This is a genomic window from Mycobacterium triplex (genome assembly GCF_000689255.1).
In the GTDB taxonomy this organism is placed as follows: domain Bacteria; phylum Actinomycetota; class Actinomycetes; order Mycobacteriales; family Mycobacteriaceae; genus Mycobacterium; species Mycobacterium triplex.
Genome location: NZ_HG964446.1, coordinates 1,395,719 through 1,418,546, shown reverse-complemented (window position 1 = coordinate 1,418,546; position 22,828 = coordinate 1,395,719). Strand labels below are relative to the sequence as shown.

The 22,828-nt window shown below is 67.2% G+C and carries 25 protein-coding genes; 6 read left to right on the top strand and 19 right to left on the bottom strand.

The genetic code is table 11. The features are described from left to right. Nucleotides 1–124: 124 nt before the first annotated feature. Genes mftD through mftA form a run of 4 tightly spaced genes read right to left on the bottom strand, consistent with a single transcriptional unit; the run spans nucleotide 125 to nucleotide 2,917 of the window. A complete protein-coding gene (gene mftD, locus BN973_RS06610; protein WP_036466693.1) occupies nucleotides 125–1,315 on the bottom strand; it encodes a pre-mycofactocin synthase MftD in 1,191 nt (396 codons plus the stop codon). A 2-nt stretch (nucleotides 1,316–1,317) separates the two neighbouring features. Next, a complete protein-coding gene (gene mftC, locus BN973_RS06605) occupies nucleotides 1,318–2,517 on the bottom strand; it encodes a mycofactocin radical SAM maturase (protein ID WP_036466692.1) in 1,200 nt (399 codons plus the stop codon). Beyond that, on the bottom strand, nucleotides 2,514–2,843 hold the full coding sequence (gene mftB / locus BN973_RS06600) for a mycofactocin biosynthesis chaperone MftB (RefSeq protein ID WP_198048898.1): 330 nt from the start codon (nucleotides 2,841–2,843) through the stop codon (nucleotides 2,514–2,516). The genes mftC and mftB overlap by 4 nt, the downstream gene beginning before the upstream one ends. Next, nucleotides 2,828–2,917 carry a mycofactocin precursor MftA gene (gene mftA / locus BN973_RS06595; protein ID WP_036466690.1) on the bottom strand — a complete coding sequence of 30 codons (90 nt, stop codon included), beginning with the start codon at nucleotides 2,915–2,917 and terminating at the stop codon, nucleotides 2,828–2,830. The genes mftB and mftA overlap by 16 nt, the downstream gene beginning before the upstream one ends. Nucleotides 2,918–3,015: 98 nt before the next feature. On the opposite strand from mftA, the gene mftR reads away from it, so the two are divergent. From mftR to BN973_RS06575, 4 genes are all read left to right on the top strand, one after another. After that, nucleotides 3,016–3,612, top strand: a complete 597-nt coding sequence (mftR, locus tag BN973_RS06590) for a mycofactocin system transcriptional regulator (RefSeq protein ID WP_036466689.1) — start codon at nucleotides 3,016–3,018, stop codon at nucleotides 3,610–3,612. Further along, nucleotides 3,609–4,661, top strand: a complete 1,053-nt coding sequence (locus tag BN973_RS06585; protein ID WP_036466688.1) for a DUF2332 domain-containing protein — start codon at nucleotides 3,609–3,611, stop codon at nucleotides 4,659–4,661. Before mftR ends, BN973_RS06585 begins: the two co-directional genes overlap by 4 nt. Nucleotides 4,662–4,728: 67 nt before the next feature. Further along, nucleotides 4,729–5,250, top strand: coding sequence for an RNA polymerase sigma factor (locus BN973_RS06580; protein ID WP_036466687.1), 522 nt, complete (start codon nucleotides 4,729–4,731; stop codon nucleotides 5,248–5,250). Further along, nucleotides 5,247–6,527: a VOC family protein gene (locus tag BN973_RS06575; protein ID WP_036466686.1), complete on the top strand. Its 1,281-nt coding sequence runs from the start codon at nucleotides 5,247–5,249 to the stop codon at nucleotides 6,525–6,527. The genes BN973_RS06580 and BN973_RS06575 overlap by 4 nt, the downstream gene beginning before the upstream one ends. Here BN973_RS06575 and BN973_RS06570 read toward each other — a convergent pair. The 10 genes from BN973_RS06570 to BN973_RS06525 form a co-directional block, all read right to left on the bottom strand. Further along, nucleotides 6,524–7,507 (bottom strand): D-2-hydroxyacid dehydrogenase family protein, encoded by a 984-nt coding sequence (locus tag BN973_RS06570; protein ID WP_036466685.1) that lies wholly within the window; start codon nucleotides 7,505–7,507, stop codon nucleotides 6,524–6,526. The two genes, BN973_RS06575 and BN973_RS06570, sit on opposite strands and share 4 nt — an antisense overlap. 5 nt (nucleotides 7,508–7,512) lie before the next feature. Then, nucleotides 7,513–8,685 (bottom strand): NAD(P)/FAD-dependent oxidoreductase, encoded by a 1,173-nt coding sequence (locus tag BN973_RS06565; protein ID WP_036466684.1) that lies wholly within the window; start codon nucleotides 8,683–8,685, stop codon nucleotides 7,513–7,515. A gap of 25 nt (nucleotides 8,686–8,710) precedes the next feature. Further along, nucleotides 8,711–9,538 (bottom strand): mycofactocin-coupled SDR family oxidoreductase, encoded by an 828-nt coding sequence (locus BN973_RS06560; RefSeq protein WP_036466683.1) that lies wholly within the window; start codon nucleotides 9,536–9,538, stop codon nucleotides 8,711–8,713. 64 nt (nucleotides 9,539–9,602) lie between these two features. Then, a complete protein-coding gene (locus BN973_RS06555) occupies nucleotides 9,603–10,427 on the bottom strand; it encodes an SHOCT domain-containing protein (protein WP_036466682.1) in 825 nt (274 codons plus the stop codon). 95 nt (nucleotides 10,428–10,522) lie between these two features. Beyond that, nucleotides 10,523–11,329 (bottom strand): PE family protein, encoded by an 807-nt coding sequence (locus BN973_RS30340; RefSeq protein ID WP_084163318.1) that lies wholly within the window; start codon nucleotides 11,327–11,329, stop codon nucleotides 10,523–10,525. A 171-nt stretch (nucleotides 11,330–11,500) separates the two neighbouring features. Then, nucleotides 11,501–12,691, bottom strand: a complete 1,191-nt coding sequence (gene tuf, locus BN973_RS06545; RefSeq protein WP_036466681.1) for an elongation factor Tu — start codon at nucleotides 12,689–12,691, stop codon at nucleotides 11,501–11,503. Nucleotides 12,692–12,791: 100 nt separating this feature from the next. Continuing rightward, on the bottom strand, nucleotides 12,792–14,897 hold the full coding sequence (fusA, locus tag BN973_RS06540) for an elongation factor G (protein WP_036466679.1): 2,106 nt from the start codon (nucleotides 14,895–14,897) through the stop codon (nucleotides 12,792–12,794). An 84-nt stretch (nucleotides 14,898–14,981) separates the two neighbouring features. Continuing rightward, nucleotides 14,982–15,452: a 30S ribosomal protein S7 gene (rpsG, locus tag BN973_RS06535; protein WP_025738357.1), complete on the bottom strand. Its 471-nt coding sequence runs from the start codon at nucleotides 15,450–15,452 to the stop codon at nucleotides 14,982–14,984. Beyond that, nucleotides 15,452–15,826, bottom strand: coding sequence for a 30S ribosomal protein S12 (rpsL, locus tag BN973_RS06530; RefSeq protein ID WP_007167812.1), 375 nt, complete (start codon nucleotides 15,824–15,826; stop codon nucleotides 15,452–15,454). Before rpsL ends, rpsG begins: the two co-directional genes overlap by 1 nt. 269 nt (nucleotides 15,827–16,095) lie before the next feature. Next, on the bottom strand, nucleotides 16,096–16,743 hold the full coding sequence (locus BN973_RS06525; protein WP_036466678.1) for a TetR/AcrR family transcriptional regulator: 648 nt from the start codon (nucleotides 16,741–16,743) through the stop codon (nucleotides 16,096–16,098). A gap of 191 nt (nucleotides 16,744–16,934) precedes the next feature. On the opposite strand from BN973_RS06525, the gene BN973_RS06520 reads away from it, so the two are divergent. Continuing rightward, nucleotides 16,935–17,312, top strand: coding sequence for a DUF3060 domain-containing protein (locus BN973_RS06520; protein ID WP_036472105.1), 378 nt, complete (start codon nucleotides 16,935–16,937; stop codon nucleotides 17,310–17,312). Between the two features lie 32 nt (nucleotides 17,313–17,344). Then, nucleotides 17,345–17,818 (top strand): DUF3060 domain-containing protein, encoded by a 474-nt coding sequence (locus tag BN973_RS06515; protein WP_036466677.1) that lies wholly within the window; start codon nucleotides 17,345–17,347, stop codon nucleotides 17,816–17,818. A gap of 16 nt (nucleotides 17,819–17,834) precedes the next feature. Here BN973_RS06515 and BN973_RS06510 read toward each other — a convergent pair whose 3' ends face one another. The 5 genes from BN973_RS06510 to BN973_RS06490 form a co-directional block, all read right to left on the bottom strand. Next, complete coding sequence (locus tag BN973_RS06510; RefSeq protein ID WP_036466676.1) at nucleotides 17,835–18,602, bottom strand: crotonase/enoyl-CoA hydratase family protein; 768 nt, start codon at nucleotides 18,600–18,602, stop codon at nucleotides 17,835–17,837. Further along, nucleotides 18,599–19,321, bottom strand: a complete 723-nt coding sequence (locus BN973_RS06505) for a PaaX family transcriptional regulator C-terminal domain-containing protein (protein ID WP_036466675.1) — start codon at nucleotides 19,319–19,321, stop codon at nucleotides 18,599–18,601. Before BN973_RS06505 ends, BN973_RS06510 begins: the two co-directional genes overlap by 4 nt. 2 nt (nucleotides 19,322–19,323) lie before the next feature. Next, nucleotides 19,324–20,262, bottom strand: a complete 939-nt coding sequence (locus tag BN973_RS06500) for a crotonase/enoyl-CoA hydratase family protein (RefSeq protein WP_036466673.1) — start codon at nucleotides 20,260–20,262, stop codon at nucleotides 19,324–19,326. An 8-nt stretch (nucleotides 20,263–20,270) separates the two neighbouring features. After that, entirely contained in the window at nucleotides 20,271–21,899 is a 1,629-nt protein-coding gene (locus BN973_RS06495) for an acyl-CoA dehydrogenase family protein (protein ID WP_036466672.1), read from the bottom strand. Between the two features lie 71 nt (nucleotides 21,900–21,970). Then, entirely contained in the window at nucleotides 21,971–22,729 is a 759-nt protein-coding gene (locus BN973_RS06490; RefSeq protein ID WP_036466671.1) for a deoxyribonuclease IV, read from the bottom strand. Between the last annotated feature and the right edge of the window lie 99 nt (nucleotides 22,730–22,828).

The following is a 22,828-nucleotide window of genomic DNA, read 5'->3' as shown; positions in this document are numbered from 1 at the left end:
TCGCAATCCCTCATCCGCGCGATTTTGGCGGCGTTGCGACGGGCTCCGGCACGCCCTCCCGGCAGCGAAATACGGCAAAGCCGCCCAACATGCCGGGGATTAACTCGGGTGCCGCCGAGGTCGACTACGCCCGCCCGGTCGGAGGAACGCCGAGCGCCCGGGTGAAGCCGTCCGGCACCAGAATGTCGTCCGGGCGCAAGTCGTGGACCGAGGCGTGCCCCAGCCCCATGAGCGCCGAGTCGATGCCGCCGCGCAGGATGTCGAGAACGTTCTCGACGCCGGCTTGACCATTGGCGGCCAGCCCCCACAGATAGGCACGGCCGATCATCACCGCCCGAGCTCCCAGGGCCACGGCCTTCACCACGTCACTGCCGCGTCGGATGCCGCCGTCCAGCAACACCTCGGCCCGGTCGCCGACCGCGGCCACCACCGGGGCCAGGGCCCGGATCGATGCGGGCGTCCCGTCCAGGTTGTTGCCGCCGTGGTTCGACACCGATATCGCCGAAACACCGGCATCCACAGCCCTTTTCGCATCGTCGACGCGCATGATGCCCTTGAGCATAAACGGCCCGCCCCACAGCTCGCGCAGCCAGGCGATGTCTTCCCAGGTCGGCGGCGGCGTGCCCATCCATTCCCCGTAGGCCTGAAAGAAAGGCGGACCGGTCTCGCCGCGGCGGGCCTGGTTCGGCACCGACAGCGTCGGCGGACGCATGGTCTTCGCCCACTTCAACAACCACCGGGGCTTGAAGGCCGCCTCCGGGGACAACCGCAGGATGGTCCGCAGGTTCATCTGTTCGGGAATCTTGGGGCTGCCCCAGTCACGCCCGTGCGAGAAGGACCAGTCGGTGGTGGCGATCAAGCCGACCGCGCCGGCCGCGCGGGCCCGTTCCACCCGCTCGGCGATCGCGTCGCGCCCGCCCAGCCAATACACCTGAAAGAACAGCTTGGAGTTTGCCGCGATCACTTCCTCGATCGGCTTGCTGGCGAACGAGGACAGACCCATCGCCGTTCCGCGTGCCGCGGCGGCCCGCGCGACGGCGACCTCGCCATCCGGGTCGACCGCCTGGACGCCGGTCGGTGAAATCAGCACCGGCATTGAAATATCTTGTCCCATAACGGTGGTCGACAAATCGCGCTTTTCTTGTGCACCTACCACGTGCGGCGCGAAACCGAGTTCACCGAAAGCTTCGACGTTGTCGGAGACCGTAATTCCCTTTTCGCTGGCCGCAACCAGGGATGAATAAACGGATTTCGGCAACCGGCGCTTTGCGCGCTGCTGAGCAATGGCAACTGTCTCAAACCATTCGTCGGCCATGGCTAGACCGGGCTTTCATTACACAGCCGCGCGGGCGGTTGCTGCGGCGGCCGCACCGACAGGGTCAGCGGCACCGGCCGGCGCACCTTTTGTCCGCGCGAGTGGTCGGCACGCGGGCGCGGGGTCTGCCGGTCACGGGCCAGGGCGGATTCGCTGTGCCCCTGGACGCATTCGGGATCCGGCCCGTCCATCGGCAGTCCGGTGAAGAATTTGGCCGCCATGCAGCCGCCACGGCAGCTGTCGTAATGCCCGCAGCTGCCGCAGGCGCCCGCCGATTGCGGCTCGCGCAGCTCGCGGAAAAGCGGAGCGTGCTTCCAGACGGAGTCAAAACCGCCGTCGGACAACACGTTTCCGGCCAGGAAGCGGTCGTGGATGGCGAACGGGCAGGCGTACACGTCGCCCACCGGGTCGATCAGGCACACCACGCGGCCGGCCCCGCACATGTTCAGGCCGGACAGCGCGCCGGAGGCGCCGAGCGGGGCCAGGTGGAAGAAGGAGTCGCCGGTGAGCACCCGCTCGCCCTTGGCGACCAGCCAGTCGTAGAGCGCGACCTGCTGGGCGGCGGTGGGGTGCAGGTCTTCCCAGACATCCGCCCCGCGCCCCGAGGGCCGCAGCCGGGTGATCCGCAGCGTCGCGCCGTAACGGCTTGCCAGGGCGGCGAATTCGTCGAGCTGGTCGACGTTGTGCCGGGTGACCACGACGGAGATCTTGGCGTCTTTGAACCCGGCCGCGGCGAGGTTTTCCAGCGCACGCACCGCCATCGCGAACGACCCGGGCCCGCGGACCGCGTCGTTGATCTCGGCGGTCGCGCCGTCCAGCGAGATCTGGACATCCACGTAATCGCTGGCCGCCAGCCGGGCGGCGACCTCGGGGGTGATGCGGACCCCGTTGGTCGAGAACTTCACCCCGACATGGTGGGCGGTGGCGTAGTCGACCAGCTCCCAAAAGTCAGGGCGCACAGTGGGTTCCCCGCCGCCGATGTTGACGTAGAACACCTGCATGCGTTCCAGCTCGTCGATGATGTCCATGCACTGGCGGGTGGACAGCTCGCGTGGGTCGCGCTTACCCGACGAGGAAAGGCAGTGCACGCAGGCCAGGTTGCAGGCGTAGGTGAGCTCCCAGGTCAGGCAGATGGGCGCGTCCAACCCGTGCTCGAACTGCTCGATGAGCCGTGGTACGGCGGCTTGAGAAGGGGCAGTCATTGATGGTCCTCCTGGGGCACCAGCATGCGGGAATCGACCAGCACACCCAACGCGTGCAGGTACGGCCCCTGCTCGGAGTCGTCGACTCCTCCGGCCCGCAGCGCCGTCCGGACGTCGGGATGGTCGGCCAGCGACCGCACCACCGCAAGGATGGTGCGGTTCTTCAGAAATGAAAGCTTGCGGGTGCCGAAGTGATAGAGCAGGGCGCCGAACGGTTCGGGTCGAACCGCGACCTGTGGGTGCAATCGCCAACCGCGATCAGGGTCGAACCGACTTTGGGTCGGTCGCGCCTGCGCGGGCGCCGGCACGGTCAGTAGACCCCGCACATTCCGTCGATGGACACCTCTTCAACCAGAGTCTCGGTAACCAGCTCGGCGTCGGTTTCGATCTCGCGGTCCATATGAATTGCCTCTCCTACGGTCTCGACAACGATGGTCGATCTTGTCACAATCGTCGTCAGGATATGGCATCGAGTGCCGAAATGGAAGGGCGGGTCTGATGCTTGCGCAGTCGCGGGTCGGCCGGCGCCGCTCGACGACGCCGGGCCACATCACCGACGTCGCGATCGCGTTGTTCACCGCCCGGGGTTTTGCCGAGGTGAGCGTCGACGACGTCGCGCAAGCTGCCGGGATTTCGCGGCGCACGCTGTTCCGCTACTACGCCTCCAAGAACGCCATCCTCTGGGGCGACTTCGACAGCCACCTCGCCCATCTGCGCGAGCTGCTCGACGCGGTCGGTCCGCGCGTTCGGCTGGGCGACGCGCTGCGGGAAGCACTGTTGGCGTTCAACACCTTTGACGACTCCGAGACCGTCCGGCACCGTCAGCGGATGCGGGTCATCCTGCAGACCGCCGAACTGCAGGCGTATTCGATGACGATGTACGCGGGCTGGCGTGAGGTGATCGCGGAGTTCGTCGCCCGGCGCTCGGGAGCCAAGACGACCGACTTGGCGCCCCAGACCGTCGCCTGGACCCTGCTCGGGGTCGCGCTGTCGGCCTACGAGCATTGGTTGCGTGACGAATCCGTCACGTTGCGGGCGGCGCTGGGCAACGCCTTCGACGTCGTCGGCGCGGGGCTGCACAGTCTGAAACCATGACCGCCAACGCCGAGCACCTGCTGCACACCCTGCGGTCGCAAGGACGGTTCTGCGGTGCCTCCGGCTCCACCATGTACGACGAGCTGTTCGAGCTGGTGGCCCGCGACGTCGAAGCCGGCGGCACCTTCGCGGCGATCTTGTCCGGCCACGAGGACGATCCGTCGCGCGACGCGGTACCGTTGCGGCTGCTGGGCGGCTTGCACCGGTTGGTGCTCGACGGCCGGGCAGCGGTGTTGCGCCGCTGGTATCCCAGCACCGGCGGCAGCTGGGATGCCGACGCCGCGTGGCCCGAGATCATGCTCGCCGCGGCCGAACACGCCGAGTCGCTGCGCGCTGCGCTGGGGCAGCCGCCGCAAACCAACGAGGTCGGCCGAGCCGCCGCGCTGATCGGCGCGTTACTGTGTGTCAATCACGAAATCGAGTTGCCGATACGGCTTTTCGAGATCGGATCGAGTGCCGGGCTGAACCTGCGCGCCGATCGGTACCACTACCGCTACGACGGCGGCCAGTGGGGACCGGCCGGCGCGGCGGTGGTCATCGACGACGCGTGGCGCGGCCGCATGCCGCCGGCCGGGTCGGTGCGGATCGTCGAGCGGCGCGGGTTCGACATCGCGCCCGTCGACGTCACCGGCGCCGACGGTGAGATGACCGCACTGAGCTATGTCTGGCCCGACCAGGCCGCCCGGCTGGCGCGGCTGCGCGGCGCCATCGCGGTGGCCCGCGAGGTGCCGGCACAACTGGTGCGGCAGACCGCCGCCGCCGCGGTCGCCGGCCTGACGCTGGCCGACGGCGCGCTGACCGTGCTGTGGCATTCGATCACCTGGCAGTACCTGGCCGAGGATGAACGGGCGGCCGTGCGAGCTCGCGTCGAGGCCCTCGGCGAATCCGCCGATGCCTCCTCACCGTTCGCGCACCTGACGATGGAGCCCGCGCGCGACGGCCCGGGCAGTCCGCTGAAATTTCTGGTGCGCGCCCGCCGCTGGCCGGGCGGCGACCTCGTGGTGCTGGGTGAATGCCATCCGCACGGCCCGCCCGTGAACTGGCAATAGGCGCAATTTCAAAAATTTTTCGCGCACAACCCGTCGGAGTTCGCATCGCCGCGGCGACGATAAGGGTGTGAGCGCGCACACGGATTACCAATCCGACGCTCGACGTACGCTTTTGGCGCTCTACGACGAGGCGTTGCCGCTGGTGTACGGGTATTTCGTCCGACGCTGCGGCGATCGTGGCGCGGCCGAAGACCTGACGTCGGAGACCTTCCTCGCGGCGATGGACGCCGCGCGCAAGACCTCCCCGCCGCCAATCTCAATTCCGTGGTTGCTCGGCGTGGCACGACACAAACTGGCCGACCACTATCGGCGCGGTCAAGACCGACTCAGCGTGCCGATGGCCGAGCCGCCGGAATCCAGCGACATGACCGACGACTGGGACGCCGAGTTGGATCGGATGGTCGCCGAAGCCGTGCTGGCCCGGCTCGCCGAGCCGCACCGCACCGTACTGGTGCTGCGCTATATGGACGACTGCAGCGTCGGCGAATGCGCCGAGCTGATCGGGCGCACGGTACACGCCACCGAGGCGCTGTTAGTCAGGGCCCGAAGAGCTTTCAAGAGACAGTATCCGGAAGGAGGAACGTCATGAGTCAGCGCGACTCGGATCCACTCGACGTGCTGCACACCGATGACCTTCCGGTGCAACCCGATCCGGAGTTCGCCGCGCGTCTGCGCCGGCGATTGGAGTCCGCACTTTCGCTACCAGAAGGAGTTGTCATGAGCGACACCGCAAGTGCCCTTGCCGAACTGGCCGAGCTGGCCGAACCGATGGCACCGAACGCCCCGCGGCCCGCGGCGCTGCCCTACCTGAGCGTCGCCAACGCGCGCGCAGCAATCGCCTGGTACACCGATGCGTTCGGCGCCGCCGTGGTTGGGCAGCCCATCGTCATGGACGACGGACGAATTGGGCACGCCGAGATCACGATCGCCGGCGGCGCGCTGTACCTGGCCGATGAGTATCCCGAACTCGGCCTGAAAGCGCCTGTGCAGAACGCTGTTTCGGTCAGCCTGATGCTGCACGTCGCCGACACCGATGCCGCCCTGGCACAAGCACGCGAACACGGGGCCACCGTCGTACGCGAGATCTACGAGAACTACGGATCGCGCAACGCCACCATCGTCGACCCCTTCGGGCACCGCTGGATGCTGTCCGGGCCGACCGCTGCGGCCAGCGTCGGGATTCGGCACGGTGACATCGGATACATCTCGGTGTGGACTCCGGACGCCGACCGCGCGGCGGCCTTCTACGGCCACGTCCTGGGCTGGACCTTCGACCCCGCATCGCATCGGGTGACCAATACCGACCTGCCGACCGGCATCTTCGCCACCGACGAAGCCGCCACGCTGTTCTGCAGCTACGCCGTCGAGGACGTGCAAGCCGCCCGCGTTGCGATAGCCGAGGCGGGTGGTGTGCCGGGCGAAATCCGGGAGACCGAGTACGGCGTCATGCTCGACGCCACCGACCCGCAAGGCGCCCCGTTCGCGGTTCACCGGCCCACCCCCGGCCGAAAGCGACCGGAACTCAACGGTTCTGGGCCCGGCGAACTGTCCTACGTCACCTACCAGGTGCCGGACTCGGCCGGGTTCCGAGACTTCTATGGGCCGCTATTGCGGTGGACCTTCGAGCCCGGCCGGATATCCGACGGCTGGCAGGTGGTGGACGCCCATCCGATGTCCGGCGCCGCCGGCGGCAGCGAGCGCCCCACCACCGTGCCGATGTGGACGGTGGCCGATATCGACGCGGCGGTCGCGCGGGTCCGCGAAGCCGGCGGCACCGTACTGGCCGAGCCGGCCCGCCAGCCTTACGGCATCAGCGCCGAGTGCACCGACGATCAGGGCGCGCGGTTCTACCTGGGCCAGTTCTAGCTGAACGCCTCGGGGTTGGCGATCCGGATCGGCGTGCCGTCCAGCCAGGCCACCACGGCTTCGATGCTGTCCGAGTAGAAGGCGGCCAGCATCTCGCGGGTGACGTATCCCAAGTGCGGCGACAGCGTCACATTCGGCAAACGCCGCAACGGATGGTCGGGCGCCGGCGGTTCGACGTCGAAGACGTCGAGTCCGGCCCCGGCGATCCGCCCCGCCCGCAGCGCCGAGATCAGCGCGGCCTCGTCGACGATCGGGCCCCGCGACGTGTTGATCAGGTAGGCGTGCGGCTTCATCAGGGCCAGCTCGGGTTCACCGACCAAACCTCGCGTCCGCTCGGAGAGCACCAGGTGGATGGACACCACATCGGCCGAAGAGAACAACGCCGCTTTCTCGACCCGGCGCGCACCGGCCGCCGTCGCTGCCTCCTCGGTCAGATTCTGGCTCCACGCAATGACTTCCATCCCGAAAACGCGTCCGTACTCGGCCATCCGCTTGCCGGTCCGGCCCAGCCCCAGCAGCCCGAGCGTCTTACCGGCCAGCGTCATGCCCATGCTGCTCTGCCACCCGCCATCACGCATCCGGCGATGCTCGTCGGCCAGGCTGCGGACCGTCGCGATCAGCAGGCCCCACGCGAGTTCGGGCGTGGCGTCGCGGACCGCGGCGAATCGCGGGTTGGCGAAATCGGAATGTGCTACCAGGACGCCGGATTCGCTGGCCGCGGCCATGTCCAGGTTCGGCAGGCTCATGCCCACGATCGTGATCAACTTCAGGTTTGGAAGCCGCTCGATCAGCGTGCGCGGCAACGGCATCCGTTCGCGCATTGTGCAGATCACGTCGAAGGGCTGCAGGACCTCCGCTGCTTGCGCTTCGGACAGATGCCGATCGAAGACGGTGATCTCGGATCGGTTCGACACCGGCGACCAGTCGGCGAGCTCGAGTGCCATACCGGCGTAGTCGTCGAGTATCGCCACCCGGGGCATGGGTGTCAGCCTAACATCTCCGAAATCGGTGTTGCGGCAGCGATTTTGCCGCGGGCCTTCATGACTTTGCCCGGCAAACCGCCGCCGACCACGCCGACCACTACCCCGTCCCGCTCGTAGTAGGCCAAGAACTTTCGTCCGTCGTCCTCGACCAGGTGCACGATGTCGGTGGCTTCCGGCTCCCCCAGGCATTGGATCTTGACGTCGTACTGGTCGCTCCAGAAGTACGGCACGACCGTGATAGACGGCACCTCTTGACCAAGCATCGCGGGCACCACCACCCGGGCCTGGTCGGCCACGTTGCTCCAATGCTCCACGCGCGCTTGGTGTCCCGTTGCATCACGCCACGAGGCGACATCTCCGAGCGCCCACACGTTGGGCGCGCTGGTGCGTCCGGCCTCGTCGCAGATGACACCGTTGTCGACGTCGACGCCGCTGCCGTCCAGCCACTCGGTGGCCGGCCGCGATCCGATACCGACGACCACCAGGTCGGCCGCCAGCTCGGTGCCATCGGACAGCACCACGGTGTCGACCCGGCCGTCACCGCGCACCTCGGCAACGCCGATGCCGGTGCGCACGTCGACGCCTTCACTGCGATGCAGCCGCGACACCAGTTCGCCGATCTGTTCGCCGAGCACCGACGCCAACGGCGTCGGCTGCGGCTCCACCAGCACCACGTCGACCCCCAGGGTGCGCAGGCTGGCCGCGACCTCGCAGCCGATGAATCCGGCGCCGACCACCACGGCGTGCTGCGCTTTGAAGGCGTGCTCGCGCAGCGCCATGCTCTCGTCGAACGAGCGCAGCACGCGAATGCCCTCGAGATCCGGGAACGCCGGAATGCGCCGCGGGACCAACCCCGTCGCGATCACCAGCTCGTCGTAGCCCAACGACGTTCCGTCGGAAAGGGTCAGGGTCTGCGCGGCGGTGTCCAGCCCGGTGGCCGCCGCACCGAGGCGCAGCGTGATGTCGTTCTCGTCGTAGAACTCACGCGGCTTGAGGACGACGTCGTCGACCTCTTTGCGCAGCACTTCCTTGGACAACGGCGGCCGGTCGTAGGGCAGATGGACTTCGTCGCTGACGATCGTGACGGGCCCGGTGTAGCCAGACCGGCGCAATTGCTCGGCCGTGCGGGCCGCGGCGAGCCCACCCCCGACGATCACGATTCCGTTATTGCTCACGTGGAGTTCATAGCACGCGGGGCGGTCAGTACTTTAGGGCACCCTTATCGACGGGGATCTGCATGCCGGTCACCGTGCTCGCGCCGTCGCCGGCCAACCAGGCAACGACGTCGGAAACTTCCTCGGCCGCCATGAATCCCTTGTACTGCATCGGCATTGGCGGGAAGCTGTGCACGAAGCGGGGATGCTTGGCGAAGATCTCCATCATCGCTTCCGGTTCGATCATCGGGGTGTCGATCGAGTACGGGTGAATCGAGTTGACCCGGATGTGGTATTCGCCGAGCTCGATAGCCAGGGTGTTCGTCAGCGCGGTCAGCCCGAACTTGCTGGCCGAGTAGTGGCCGTTGCCGGGCGTGGCCTTCAGGCCGGCCGACGAGCTCACGATCACGATCGACCCGCCGTTGCCGGCCTCGATCATCGCCGGAATCGCCGCGCGCAGGGTGCGCCAGGTTCCGGTCAGATTGATCCCGATCACGGTGTCCCACTGCTCGTCGGTGAGCTCCCAGACCCGGCCCCAGCCCAGCACGCCGGCGTTGGCCACCACGATGTCGAGCCGACCGAACTGCTCCACGCCGTCCGCCACCAGTTGTCGCACGGTGGGGTCGTCGCGAATGTCGCCGGCGCGGGCCAGGATCTTGCGGCCCTCGGCTTCCACCAGGCGGACGGTCTCGTTGAGGTCTTCGGGGGTGGCCGGTGTGTAGGTGATCGTGCTCGAGGCCGGCCCGCAGATGTCGAGCGCGATGATGTCGGCACCCTCGCGGGCCAGCCGGACCGCGTGCGCGCGCCCTTGCGCGCGGGCGGCGCCGGTGACGAATGCCACCCGTCCTTGCAGTGATCCTTCACGTCCCGACACGGCACGCCCCTTTCGCCGAATCACAGGCTAGCAGCGAAACTGAAACGTGTTCTAGGTGACGGGTTCAGATCTCCGAGATGATCTGGGTCCGGCGCGCGTTGTACTCCTCGTCGGTCAAAGCGCCACTGGCACGCAGCGTCTCGAGCTGTTGGAGCCGCTCGGCGATCGAGGTCTGCGGGGGTGTGCCGACGGGGCCCGCCCCGGCCGGGGCGCCTTGCGGCGCCGGTGCCTGCTCGGCCGCACGGCGCACCACCGCTTGGATCTGCTGTCGCAGCGCCGGATTCGACCGGATGTCGACCATCCGGTTGAGTGGGACATTGTTGTCCTTGAGGATCGCCAGGATCTCCATCAGCGGTCCGGCTTGCCCGCTGAGGTCGTAGGTCCTGTTGTCCTCGGCCACCGTAAACTGCGCGGGCACCAGTCCATTGACCAAAGCGCTTCGCTCCCAGTCGATTTGGTATTCCTGGGTGGTGGGGTCGAGCAGTACTACGAGCTTGCGCGCGGTGAGGTTACCCAACCTGGTGACGCTGGCGATGACCCGATCCTGGCTGTCGAACGGCATGAAACCCGGTCCGGCGATGTGCAGGTCGACCTTCACCAGCGGCTGGTCGTTGATCCGGGTCCCCGTCTCGGCGAGCCCGGTGATCTGGGCGAGCGCCAGCACCCCGTGTTGCTCCAGCAGCGCGGATTTCGCCGCCGATTTTGCGCCGTAGTTGGTCAGCGCGAGCGCGATGAGGACGTCGGCCACGGTGATGAGCAGCCCGACGTAGAACATCCACTGCAGCACGTTGCCGAGGTTGAGCGTGAAATAGACGACCAGAAAGATCGGCCCGACCAAACCGCCGCACAGCAAAACCACCAACTGCGTCTTCAGATAGCGCGCCAACACGTGTGTCTCCTCGTCTCGCCGGGAAGTTCGTGTCAGATTAGCGCCGACGCGTGCGCCTAATCCACAACCGGCGTCCGGGCATCGGCCCAGGACAGTCAGCGCGACGGGGTTGGCGGCCGGCCTTTGGAGGTGGCGGATGGGGGCGGCGCGGCCGGCGCATTCGACGGGGTCGGCATCGCCGCGGGCAGCATCGTGGCCGACGAGAGTTCCGCGGTTGCCGCGTCCGCCGGGGCCGCCGACGCGGTTACCGCGCTGGACACGTCCGGCGCCGCCGCCGTCGTTGCTGCCGCCGCGGCGGTCGCCGCCGCCACCGGTGCGTACGCCGGTGTTTGCGGGTGCGGCGTCGCGGCCGGGTCACCCTGCGTCGCCGACCCCGCCGGAGCGGCCGCCAGCGAGGTGGTGGCCGCCATCGGGGTCACCGTCGCCGCTGCCGGCGTCACCGGTGCCACCGTGGCGGCCGGCGCCACGGCGCCCGGCTGCACACCCGCCGCCACCGGCACCCCCGACGCCATGCCACCCGCCTGCGCCGCCGCGCCGATGAACTGCTGCGAGCTCATCGCCTGACCGGACACGTTGGCCGCGCCCAACACGGCCTGCGGTGCGGCCGCCAGCGGCTCGGCATTGACGACCTCGGTGTCCGCGTATTGCGTCGCACCGCCGCTCATGAGCTCGACGAATTGCTGGTGGAATAGCGCTGCCTGAGCGCTGATCGCCTGATAGGCCGCGGCGTGGACGCCGAACAGGTGTGAGATGCTCGCCGACACCGCGTCGGCGCCGGCGGCCTGGACCGCCGAAGTCGCGCCCGACGCCGCCGAGTTGGCGTAGTTGATGGCGGCCCCGATTTTTGCCAGGTCTGATGCCGCGGCCGCCACATACTCCGGCGTCGCATTCACGAACGACATCCGAACCTCCCGGCCAGGCCGCGACGGTCAACTTCCCCTACCGTCAATTTCAGACTGGACATCGACAGATCTTACCGGAAATTGGCAAACCTGTTGTGCAGGTTCCGCGGGCCCGAAATGCTCAAAGCCCGGACCGCCGAAACCGGCGAGTCCGGGCTTTGACCTGTAGAGCTAGTTGATGATCTTGACGACCCGGCCGGCGCCGACGGTACGGCCACCCTCGCGGATCGCGAACCGCAGACCGTCGTCCATGGCGACGGGCTGGATCAGCTTCACCGAGATGTTGGTGTTGTCACCGGGCATCACCATTTCGGTGCCCTCCGGCAGCGTCACCACACCGGTCACGTCAGTGGTGCGGAAGTAGAACTGCGGACGGTAGTTGTTGAAGAACGGCGTGTGCCGGCCGCCCTCGTCCTTGGACAGGATGTAGACGCTGCCCTCGAACTCGGTGTGCGGGGTGGTGGTGCCGGGCTTGACCACGACCTGGCCGCGCTCGACGTCCTCACGCTTGATACCGCGCAGCAGCAGCCCGACGTTGTCGCCGGCCTGGCCCTGGTCGAGCAGCTTGCGGAACATCTCCACACCGGTGACCGTGGTCTTGGTGCTGGTCGGCTTGATGCCGACGATCTCGACTTCCTCGTTCACGTTGATCACACCGCGCTCGACACGGCCGGTGACCACGGTGCCACGACCAGTGATCGTGAAGACGTCCTCGACGGGCATCAGGAACGGCTTGTCGGTCTCGCGAACCGGGTCCGGAATCGACTCGTCGACGGCGTCCATCAGGTCCTCGACGGACTTGACCCACTCCGCGTCGCCCTCGAGCGCCTTGAGCGCCGAGACGCGGATGACCGGGGCCTCCTCGTCGAATTCCTGGGCGGCCAACAGTTCGCGAACCTCCAGTTCGACGAGCTCGAGCAGTTCCTCGTCGTCGACCATGTCGGCCTTGTTCAGCGCGACCAGGATGTAGGGCACGCCGACCTGACGCGCCAGCAGCACGTGCTCGCGGGTCTGCGGCATCGGGCCGTCGGTCGCGGCGACCACCAGGATCGCGCCGTCCATCTGGGCGGCACCGGTGATCATGTTCTTGATGTAGTCGGCGTGACCCGGGGCGTCCACGTGGGCGTAGTGACGCTTGTCGGTCTGGTACTCCACGTGGGAGATGTTGATGGTGATACCACGCTGACGCTCTTCGGGCGCGTTGTCGATCTGGTCAAAAGCGCGCGACTCGTTGAGGTTCGGGTACTTGTCATGCAGGACTTTGGTGATCGCCGCGGTCAGTGTGGTCTTGCCGTGGTCAACGTGACCGATGGTCCCGATGTTGACGTGCGGCTTCGTCCGCTCGAACTTCGCCTTCGCCACTTCTGTGTCCTCCTGGACTTGTTGGTGCTTTTGAAAAGCAGTGTTGATGTTGTTGTAAGTGCCGCGGTGGTAACCGGGCTAGGTTACTCCGAGCTGGTGTTCACTCGCCCGTCGCCTTGGCGATGATCTCCTTCGAGACGTTCGCCGGGACTTCGGCATACGAGTCGAACACCATGGAGTAGTTCGCCCGGCCTTGAGTCTTGGACCGCAGGTCGCCGACATAGCCGAACATCTCCGACAGCGGCACGTGCGCCCGAACGACGCGCGCACCCGCCCGCTCCTCCATGGCCTGAATCTGGCCACGGCGAGAGTTCAGGTCGCCGATCACGTCACCCATGTAGTCCTCGGGTGTGGTCACTTCGACCGCCATGATCGGCTCGAGGATCACCGGCTGGGCTTGCTGCGCAGCCTTTTTCAGCACCTGTGACCCCGCGATCTTGAACGCCATTTCCGAGGAGTCAACCTCGTGGTAGGCACCGTCGAGCAAGGTGACCTTCAGGTTCACCAGCGGGTAGCCGGCCAGCACGCCGTACTGCATCGCGTCCTGGGCACCCGCGTCCACCGACGGGATGTACTCGCGCGGGATGCGGCCACCGGTGACCTTGTTCTCGAACTCGTAGGTCGCACCGTCCTCGCCGGTGAACGGCTCGAGGTTGATGATCACCTTCGCGAACTGGCCCGAGCCACCCGTCTGCTTCTTGTGGGTGAACTCGACGTTGTTGGCCGCGCGCCGGATGGTCTCCTTGTAGGCCACCTGCGGCTTACCGACGTTGGCCTCGACCTTGAACTCGCGCCGCATCCGGTCCACCAGGATGTCCAGGTGCAGCTCGCCCATGCCGCCGATCACGGTCTGGCCGGTCTCCTGATCGAGATGCACCTTGAAGGTGGGGTCTTCCTCGGCGAGCTTCTGGATCGACAGCGACAGCTTCTCCTGGTCGCTCTTCGTCTTGGGCTCGATGGCCACCTCGATGACCGGGTCGGGGAAGGTCATCGACTCGAGCACGATCTGCTGGTTCGGGTCGCTCAGGGTGTCACCGGTGGTGGTGTCCTTGAGGCCGATCACCGCGTAGATGTGTCCCGCCGACGCGGTCTCCACCGGGTTCTCCTTGTTGGAGTGCATCTGGAACAGCTTGCCCAGCCGCTCCTTCTTGCCCTTCGTGGAGTTCATCACCTGGCTGCCGGAGTCGACCTTGCCCGAGTACACCCGGACGTAGGTCAGCTTGCCGAAGAACGGGTGCGTGGCGACCTTGAACGCCAGCGCGGAGAACGGCTCGTCGGTCGACGGCTTGCGCGTGATCAGCTCGTCTTCCTTACCGGGGACGTGGCCCTCGGCGGGCAGCACGTCGAGCGGAGAGGGCAGGTAGTCGATGACCGCGTCCAGCATCGGCTGCACGCCCTTGTTCTTGAACGCGCTGCCGCACAGCACCGGGTAGGCCTCCGAGCTGATGGTCAGCTTGCGGATGGCGCCCTTGATCTCGGCGACGGTGAGCTCTTCGCCGCCCAGGTACTTCTCCAGCAGCGCCTCGTCGGTCTCGGCGACCGCCTCGAGCAGCTTGGTGCGGTACTCGTCGGCCTTCTCCTGCAGGTCGGCCGGGATGTCGACGACGTCGTACTTCTCGCCGAGCTTGGCCTCGGCGCTCCACACCTTGGCCTTCATCTCGACCAGGTCGACGACGCCTTCGAAGTCGCCCTCGGAGCCGACGGGCAACTGGATCGGGATGACGTTGGCGCCCAGGCGCTCTTCCATCGTGCGCACCGAGAAGTAGAAGTCGGCGCCGATCTTGTCCATCTTGTTGACGAAGCAGATCCGCGGCACGTCGTACTTGTCGGCCTGACGCCACACCTGCTCGGACTGCGGCTCGACGCCCTCCTTGCCGTCGAACACGGCAACGGCACCGTCGAGAACACGCAGGCTGCGTTCCACCTCGACGGTGAAGTCGACGTGCCCGGGTGTGTCGATGATGTTGATCTGGTTGTCATTCCAGAAGCAGGTGGTGGCCGCGGAGGTGATCGTGATTCCGCGCTCCTGCTCCTGCTCCATCCAGTCCATGGTGGCGGCGCCGTCGTGGACTTCGCCGATCTTGTAGCTGATACCGGTGTAGTAGAGGATGCGCTCGGTCGTCGTCGTCTTGCCGGCGTCGATGTGCGCCATGATGCCGATGTTGCGGACCTTGGTCAGGTCGGTCAGCACGTCCTTCTGTGCCACAGAAGTCTTCCCACTCTTTCGATTGCTTGGTTAGCTGTCGTTACGCCTCCGGCATCGGTGCCGGTCTGGCGCCCGCGCGGGCGCCTACCAGCGATAGTGCGCAAAGGCGCGGTTGGCCTCGGCCATCTTGTGGGTGTCCTCGCGCCGCTTGACGGAAGCCCCGAGGCCATTGCTGGCGTCCAGGATCTCGTTCGCCAGCCGCTCGATCATCGTCTTCTCCCGGCGCTGCCGCGAGAAGCTGACAAGCCAGCGCAGCGCGAGCGTGGTGGACCGATCCGGACGCACCTCGACGGGCACCTGGTAGGTCGCACCACCGACGCGGCGGCTACGCACCTCCAGGGCGGGCTTGACGTTGTCGAGAGCGCGCTTGAGCGTGATGACCGGATCGGTGCCGGTCTTATCGCGAGCCTGCTCGAGCGCACCATAAACAATGCGCTCAGCGACCGATTTCTTCCCCTGCAGCAGGACTTTGTTCACCAGCTGGGTCACCAGCTGCGACCCGTAAACCGGGTCGTTGACCAACGGGCGCTTCGGCGCGGGCCCCTTGCGCGGCATCAGCTCTTCTCCTTCTTGGCGCCGTAACGGCTGCGAGCCTGCTTGCGGTTCTTGACACCCTGGGTGTCCAGCGATCCACGGATGATCTTGTAGCGCACACCGGGCAGGTCCTTCACACGACCACCGCGCACCAGCACCATCGAGTGCTCCTGCAGGTTGTGGCCTTCGCCCGGGATGTAGGCGGTGACCTCGACCTGGCTCGTCAGCTTCACACGCGCAACCTTCCGAAGCGCCGAGTTCGGCTTCTTCGGGGTGGTGGTGTACACGCGGGTGCATACGCCACGGCGCTGCGGGCTGCCCTTCAGGGCCGCGGTCTTGACCTTGGCGATCTTGTCGCGGCGACCCTTGCGGACCAGCTGCTGAATGGTTGGCATCTACCGGCTTTCTGTGTTCGACGTCGTCTTGCTGCTCTTAAGTCTCTGTACTGCGGTTATCCCCCGCCGCACTACCCCGCGGCCGGGTGTGTCGCACCCGCTCAAGCACCGGAATCATCCGATGCGTGGTGGACATGCGAATTCGCCCGGCATTCACTTCCTTACGTCAGGCGCCGTAAGCCGCCAGGCACGAGCCACCACAATACCCGCCGCTGGTCTGGCAGGTCAAAGCGGCGGCCGGCGGCCCGCCACAGTCGGGCGGCCGACGGTCAGTTCGGTGCGGCGCCGTCCGGTGGCATGCGCCTGTCCAGGCCCGTTGCCAGCCGCAACACCATCTCGGTGAACAGCGCATCGGTGTCGATGTCGTCCATGACACCGGTCATTTCCAGCAATACGAACCCGTGCAGCGCGGACCAGAATTCCAGCGCGGCGAAAAAGGCCTCCTCGCCGTCGAGACCATAGGAGGACAACACCGCGATCACGGGTGCGGCCGCTCCCCGGGTTGCCGCGGTGTATTCGGGGTCGTCGCCGCCCAGCGGCATCCGGGTGAACGCCGAGTACCGCCCCGGGTGGTGGTGGGCGTAGCTGCGGTAGGCACCGGCCATGACAAGCACCGCGTCGTCGCGGGCCCGTCCCTCCCCGACGCGGTTCAGCATCGTGATGATGTCGTCGATCACCCGGATCCGCACGGCGCGGCGCAGGTCCTCCAGGCTGTCCACGTGGTTGTAGAGCGACGGCCCCTTGGTGCCCAGTTGCGTCGCCAACGCGTTGATGGTCAACGAGTCCCAGCCCTCCCGGTCCAGGAACGTCAGTGCTCCGTCGACGATGCCGTCGCGGCTCAGCTTTCCCGGCCGGGACGCAGACCTGCCGCCACGTTGGCGCGCTGCCGCCGACGGCTGTTCCGGATGAACTGCCATGGCGATCGCCCTTCGATTGCGGTGGACCAGAGTGCAGGCCAACTAATGACTCTAGTTGACAGAGTCGCCAATCTACTCGGACGTAACCGGGGTGGGTCGCGGTTGACCGCGACGAAAAATATTTGCCATCGAGCAGGCAAATGCACGTAGGCTCAGTCCAGCAGATACCGCCTGACGCGAAGGGGGTCGCGGTGCACCGCAGAACCGCCGCCGGGTCGCTTGCAACCTGTGTCATCGCGATCGCGGCCACCCTCGCCGCGCTCGCGCCGGCCGCGCACGCCAAGAACGGCGATACCCACGTCATCGGGCAGAACACCAGCCAGACCCTGGACTGCAACGACGGGACCCTGTACGTCAACGGCACCGGCAATTCGGTCAACGCGCTGGGCAACTGCTGGGCGGTGACGGTGATGGGCTCGGGCAACACGATCATCGCGGACTCGGTCACGCACGACATCACGGTGTACGGCTACGACCAGACCGTCTTCTTTCACAACGGTTCGCCGATCCTGTGGGATCGCGGCCGCGAACTGGGAATGGTCAACCGGCTGCAGCAGGTGCCCGCCTGAGGCGCAGCGACCGCGGTACCGAGAAGGGGAATATGCGCGTGCACATCACTGACCGTTCGTCCAAACTCGCGGTACTCGCCGTGGCGGCGGTCGTGCTGTCCGGTTGCAGTTCGACCGCCAACCCTCCCGGCGGCCCCAGCACGTCGACGAAGACCAGCGCGACCACCACGACGACCGGCGCGGCCGCGCCGACGACGTCGGGCAGCGAAAGCACCACCGCGTCCGTCGAGATCGGGAACACGCTGAACTACGGATCGGTGGGGACAACGGCCACGCTCGACTGCGCGACCGGCAAATCGCTGAATGTCGCCGGGTCCAACAACACCCTGACGGTCACCGGCAGCTGCGCGACGGTGAACGTCGGCGGCGCCAACAACAAGATCACCATCGACAAGGTCGACACCCGCATCACGGTGCTGGGCCTGGACAACACCATCACTTATAAGGACGGCGACCCGAAGGTGGACAACCTCGGCTCGGGCAACACCATCAACAAGGGCAGCTGACGCCTAGCCGGCTCGTCTAGCTTGCGGAGGCCCCGTGCCGGCCGGCGCCGGCCGCGAACCGCCCCGCCCCTTCGTTGGCCTCCGCGGCCACCTTCCAAATGCTGGCGAATTCTCGGTCGATTGCCTGCGATTCGGGCAATCCCCACTGCTGTAGCGCCGAAAGCCGATCCGATCGCAGGCACTGCTGCGGCAGCGCGGCCAACTCGGCGGCCAACTCCTCGGCGGCCTGTCGCGCTTGACCTTTGGGCACAACGCGATTGGCCAGTCCCATTGCGAGCGCTTCGTCGGCCTTGACGCCGCGGCCGGTCAGGATCATGTCCATCGCCCGGCTTTGCCCGATCAGGCGAGGCAGCCGCACGGTGCCGCCGTCGATCAGCGGCACTCCCCAGCGGCGGCAGAACACCCCGAACACGGCATCCTCCTCGGCCACCCGCAGATCGCACCAGATGGCCAGCTCCAGACCGCCCGCGACGGCAAATCCGCTCACCGCGGCAATCACGGGTTTGGACAACACCATTCGCGACGGGCCCATCGGGCCGGGCCCGGTGGTGTGGACCGCGTTGGCCTCGGGCGTGCCGAAGGCCTTCAAATCGGCTCCCGCACAGAAGGTTCCCCCGTCGCCCCACAGCACGGCCACCGAAGCGGAATCGTCGCGGTCGAATTCGTCGAACGCCGCATACAGCGCGGCGGCCGTCGGACCGTTGACCGCATTCCGCGCGCCGGGCCGGTTGAGGATCACCGTGGTCACCGGGCCGTTGCGCTCCACCCGCACCGGATCAGTCATCTCGCCTCCAGAAGTTGAGTTGCATCGCGCCGCTGCAGCAATTCGGTCGCGAAGTCGTGGTAGACGCTGCGCAGCCGCGCGCCCGGCCAATCGTCGGGCAGCAGTTCGGCGGGCAGCATCGGGTCGGTGAGCAGGTGCCGGACTATCGCGGCGGCCACCACGAACCGGCCGGGAATGTCTGAGGCAGCGGCTATTTCGTCCAGCAACCGGTCACCGGCGTTGGCCCACGCGGGCAGATCCCACAGCTCGGCGACCAGCTGCTCGGGTGCGTCGTCGCGTGCCGTGAGCACCCGGACCCGATCGGCGACATCGGGTTCCAGGTCGAGGTCGAGGTTGGCGGGCCGCATCCACACCCCCTCGCGCAGTTCACCGAAACGCTTGCGGTACATGCTGGCTCGCTGCGCGGCCCGGGTGCGGGCGTCGGTTCCCACACTGGTGACGACCACGACGTGCCAGTCGCCGTGCCAGGCCCGGGTCTGCGGCCGCATCGCCTCGTCCTGGCGGGTTTGGCGGGCCAGCAGCCGATCCGAGAGCCGGTAGCCGTCCGCGGAGCGGATCAGGTCGCCGGCGCCGACCATGCGGGTCAGTGCGACCCGCAGCGTCGTCTCCTTGATCCCGAAATCGGCTGTCAGCCTGATCAAGTCGCTCGCGGTCGCCCAGGCCGGGTGAGCGCCGAGCAGCACGCTCAGCACCACGGACCGGGCCGTCATGTTCGGCACGGTTACACTCCGGAGGCGCGGCGGCCGTAGTCGCCGAACGGTTCGTCGCGATGCCGGACCGCTTCGCGGAATCCGTGCTCGACGGAGTCGGCCACGAAGTCGTGCCCCTCCCGGGTGTGCCGGGCGACACCGTCGAACACCGTGCTGACCATCCGGCTGGTGGCCACACCCTGTTGCAGCAGAGCGGAATTCAGCGCGAGTTTGACCATGATCAGCTGATTGACCGGAACCGCGGCGATGCGCGCCACCAGCCGCTCGGTGCGCTCGTCGAGGTCCTTCGGGTCCGGCGCCTCGACGGCCAGCCCCCACTCGGCGGCCTGCGCGCCGGTGATCGAATCACCGGTGAACAAAAGACGTTTGGCACGCTGGTCGCCGAGCCGGTGCGCCCACAGGCCCGCGGCCGGGACACCCCACACCCGGGTGGGCGGGTAGCCGATCTTGGCGTCGGCCGCGGCTATCACCTGGTCGGCGTGCAGCGCGATGTCGGTGCCGCCGGCCACGCAGTAGCCGTGGATCTTGACCACCGTCGGCTTGTCGGCGTGCATCAGGCTGGAGAACCCGCGCACGAATCGGCTCATCATCTGGTAGTCGATCATCGGGTCCCACGGCCGATCCGGCATGTGGTTGAGCCCCTGGGTTTTACCGTCGAGCACAGTGCCCTTGTACGCCCCCGTGCCGCCGGCCGAGCCGGAGCCGTCGGCATAGGCCGACAGGTCGAAACCCGCGCAAAAGCCTTCGCCGCGGCCGGATACCAGAATGACGTGCACGTTCGGGTCGAGATCGGCCCGCTCGACCAACGCCGAGAGCTCCAACGGGGTGTCCGCGACGATCGCGTTGCCCTTTTCCGGTCGATTGAAGGTGATCCGCGCAACCCGGTCGGTGACCTCGTAGGTCATCGTTTTCAGGTTGTCGAAGTCGACCGGCCTGATCGCATGAGTCATGTTGTGGCTCAGCCCTTTACCAGGGCCCGCTCCAGGATCGGCGCCAGATCCAGCCCGGTCGGCATGGTGCCGAACGCGCCGCCCCACTGTCCGCCCAGCCTGGTCGCCAGAAATGCCTCGGCGACGGCGGGATGACCATGGCGCACCAGCAGCGAGCCCTGCAGGGCCAGGCAGATGTCCTCGGCAACCTTGCGGGCGCGGTAGGCGATCGTGTCCAGGTCGCTCAGGTCTTGACGTAGCCGCTCGACGTGGCCGCCCAGCCGCGGATCCTGTCGCGTGCTCTCGTCGAGTTCGGCGAACAACACCTCGACGCATTCGGGCCGAGTAGCCATGGCGCGCAGGGTGTCCAGCGCACTGACGTTGCCGGAGCCTTCCCAGATGCCCATCAGCGGCGCCTCGCGGTACAGCCGCGGCATGCCGGACTCTTCGACATAGCCGTTGCCGCCCAGGCATTCCAGCGCTTCGGCGGCGTGCGGGGTGGAGCGCTTGCACACCCAGTACTTGCTGGCCGCCAGGCCGATCCGGCGCAGCAGCGCTTCCTTCTCGTCCCCGCGCAGCGCGTTGTCGGTGGCACCGGCCATCCGCATCGCGACGATCGTGGCGGCCTCGGCCTCGACGGCCAGGTCGGCCAGCACGTTGCGCATCAGCGGCTGGTCAATCAGGTAGGCGCCGAACGCCTTCCGATGCTGGGCGTGGTGAATGGCGCGGGTCAGACCGGTACGCATGCTGGTGGCAGAGCCCAGGGTGCAGTCCAGTCGGGTGAGGTTGACCATCTCGATGATGGTCGGCACGCCGCGGCCCTCCTCGCCCACCAGCCAGGCGATGGCGCCGTCGTATTCCACCTCGCTCGAGGCGTTGGCGTGGTTGCCGAGCTTGTCCTTGAGGCGCTGCAAGAACATCCGGTTGCGACTGCCGTCGGGCAGGATGCGCGGCAGCATGAAGCACGACAGCCCGCCCGGCGCCTGCGCGAGGACCAGGAAGATGTCGCACATCGGCGCCGAGGTGAACCACTTGTGGCCGATCAGGCTGTAGGTGCCGTCGCCGTTGGGGGTGGCCTGGGTGGTGCCGGCGCGAACGTCGGAGCCGCCCTGCTTCTCGGTCATCGACATGCCCGCGGTGATGCCGGCCTTCGTGGTGGCCAGCTTGAGCTCCGGGTCGTACTCGCGACTGGTCAGCAGCGGCTCGTACACGGCCGCCAGCTCGGGGTTGTAGCGCAGCGCCGGGACGACGGCATAGGTCATCGAGATCGGGCAGACGTGGCCCGGCTCGACGTTCCACGCCGAGGTCTTGGCGGCCCGCACCACATGCGCGCCCGGGCGGTCGTCGGCCCACGGCGCGGCGTGCATGCCGTGCCCGATCGCCGCGCGCATCAGCTCGTGGTAGGCCGGGTCGTACTCGACCTCGTCGACCCGGTGCCCGGTGCGGTCGTGGGTGTGCAGGATGGGCTGATTGCGGTCGGCGAGCTCACCCCAGCGCTGGGCCTCGTGACTGGCCGACAACGCCCCGACCGCGTGCACCTCATCCATGCCCCACTGCCCGCCCTCGCGGATCAGGGCCTCGACGAGCATCGGTGATGTCGCGGGGTTGTAGTTCTCCAGCGGCGGGACCTGGTTGGTGACGACATGCGTGTCTGACATGCCACCCATATTACAGTTTTCCAACAACCGCACAAGAGCTGTAATACGCGTCGACGTGCCCGCCCCCCAGCTCAGCCGGTGGTGTTCTCCCGCAAGAAGGCGATGTCGTCCTTGCGGCCCTCGTCGGCGGTCTCGCAGATCACCGGCGCGTCCGCGGTCTTGACCGCGGCGACCAACAAGCCGGGATCGATCCGGCCGGTGCCCAGGTTCGCGTGGCGGTCCCGGCCCGAGCCCGCCTCGTCCTTGGAGTCGTTGCAATGCACCAGGTCGATCCGGCCCGTGATGGCCTTGATGCGCTCCACGGCACCGACCAGCGCCTCACCGGCCGCCCAGGTGTGGCAGGTGTCCAGGCAGAAGCCAATTCCGGTGTCGCCGATGACATCCCACAACCGGGCGATGGTGTCGAAGTGGCGGGCCATCGCGTGGTCGCCGCCCGCGGTGTTTTCCAGGTACACCGGCACGGTGGACTCCAGCTGGTCGAGCGCCTTGCGCCAGCGCTGGAAACCCTCGTCGATGTCGCTGTCGTCGGCGACGTGGCCACCGTGCACGATGACCGCCGCCGCGCCGATGTCGGCGGCCGCGTCACAGGTCTGCTGCAGGATTTTGCGCGACGGGATCCGTACCTTGTTGTTGGCCGACGCGACGTTGATCAGGTAGGGCGCATGCACGTAGATCGGCAGCGCCGCGGCCTTGAGCACCGCGGCGTCCTCGCGAGGCTTGGGCGGCTTCCAGCTCTGCGGGTTGCCGAGGAATATCTGTACTACGTCAGCGCCCTCGGCCCCCGCTGCGGCCAGCGGGTCTTGCGGACTGACGTGCGAACCGATCAGCACGTTGGCCAGTCTAGTTTCGGGGCCGACGGGTGAGTACACCCGCTGGACCCCGCGAGGAGAACGTGAGATCGTCTGAGCAAACACGGATGCTCGACGGAT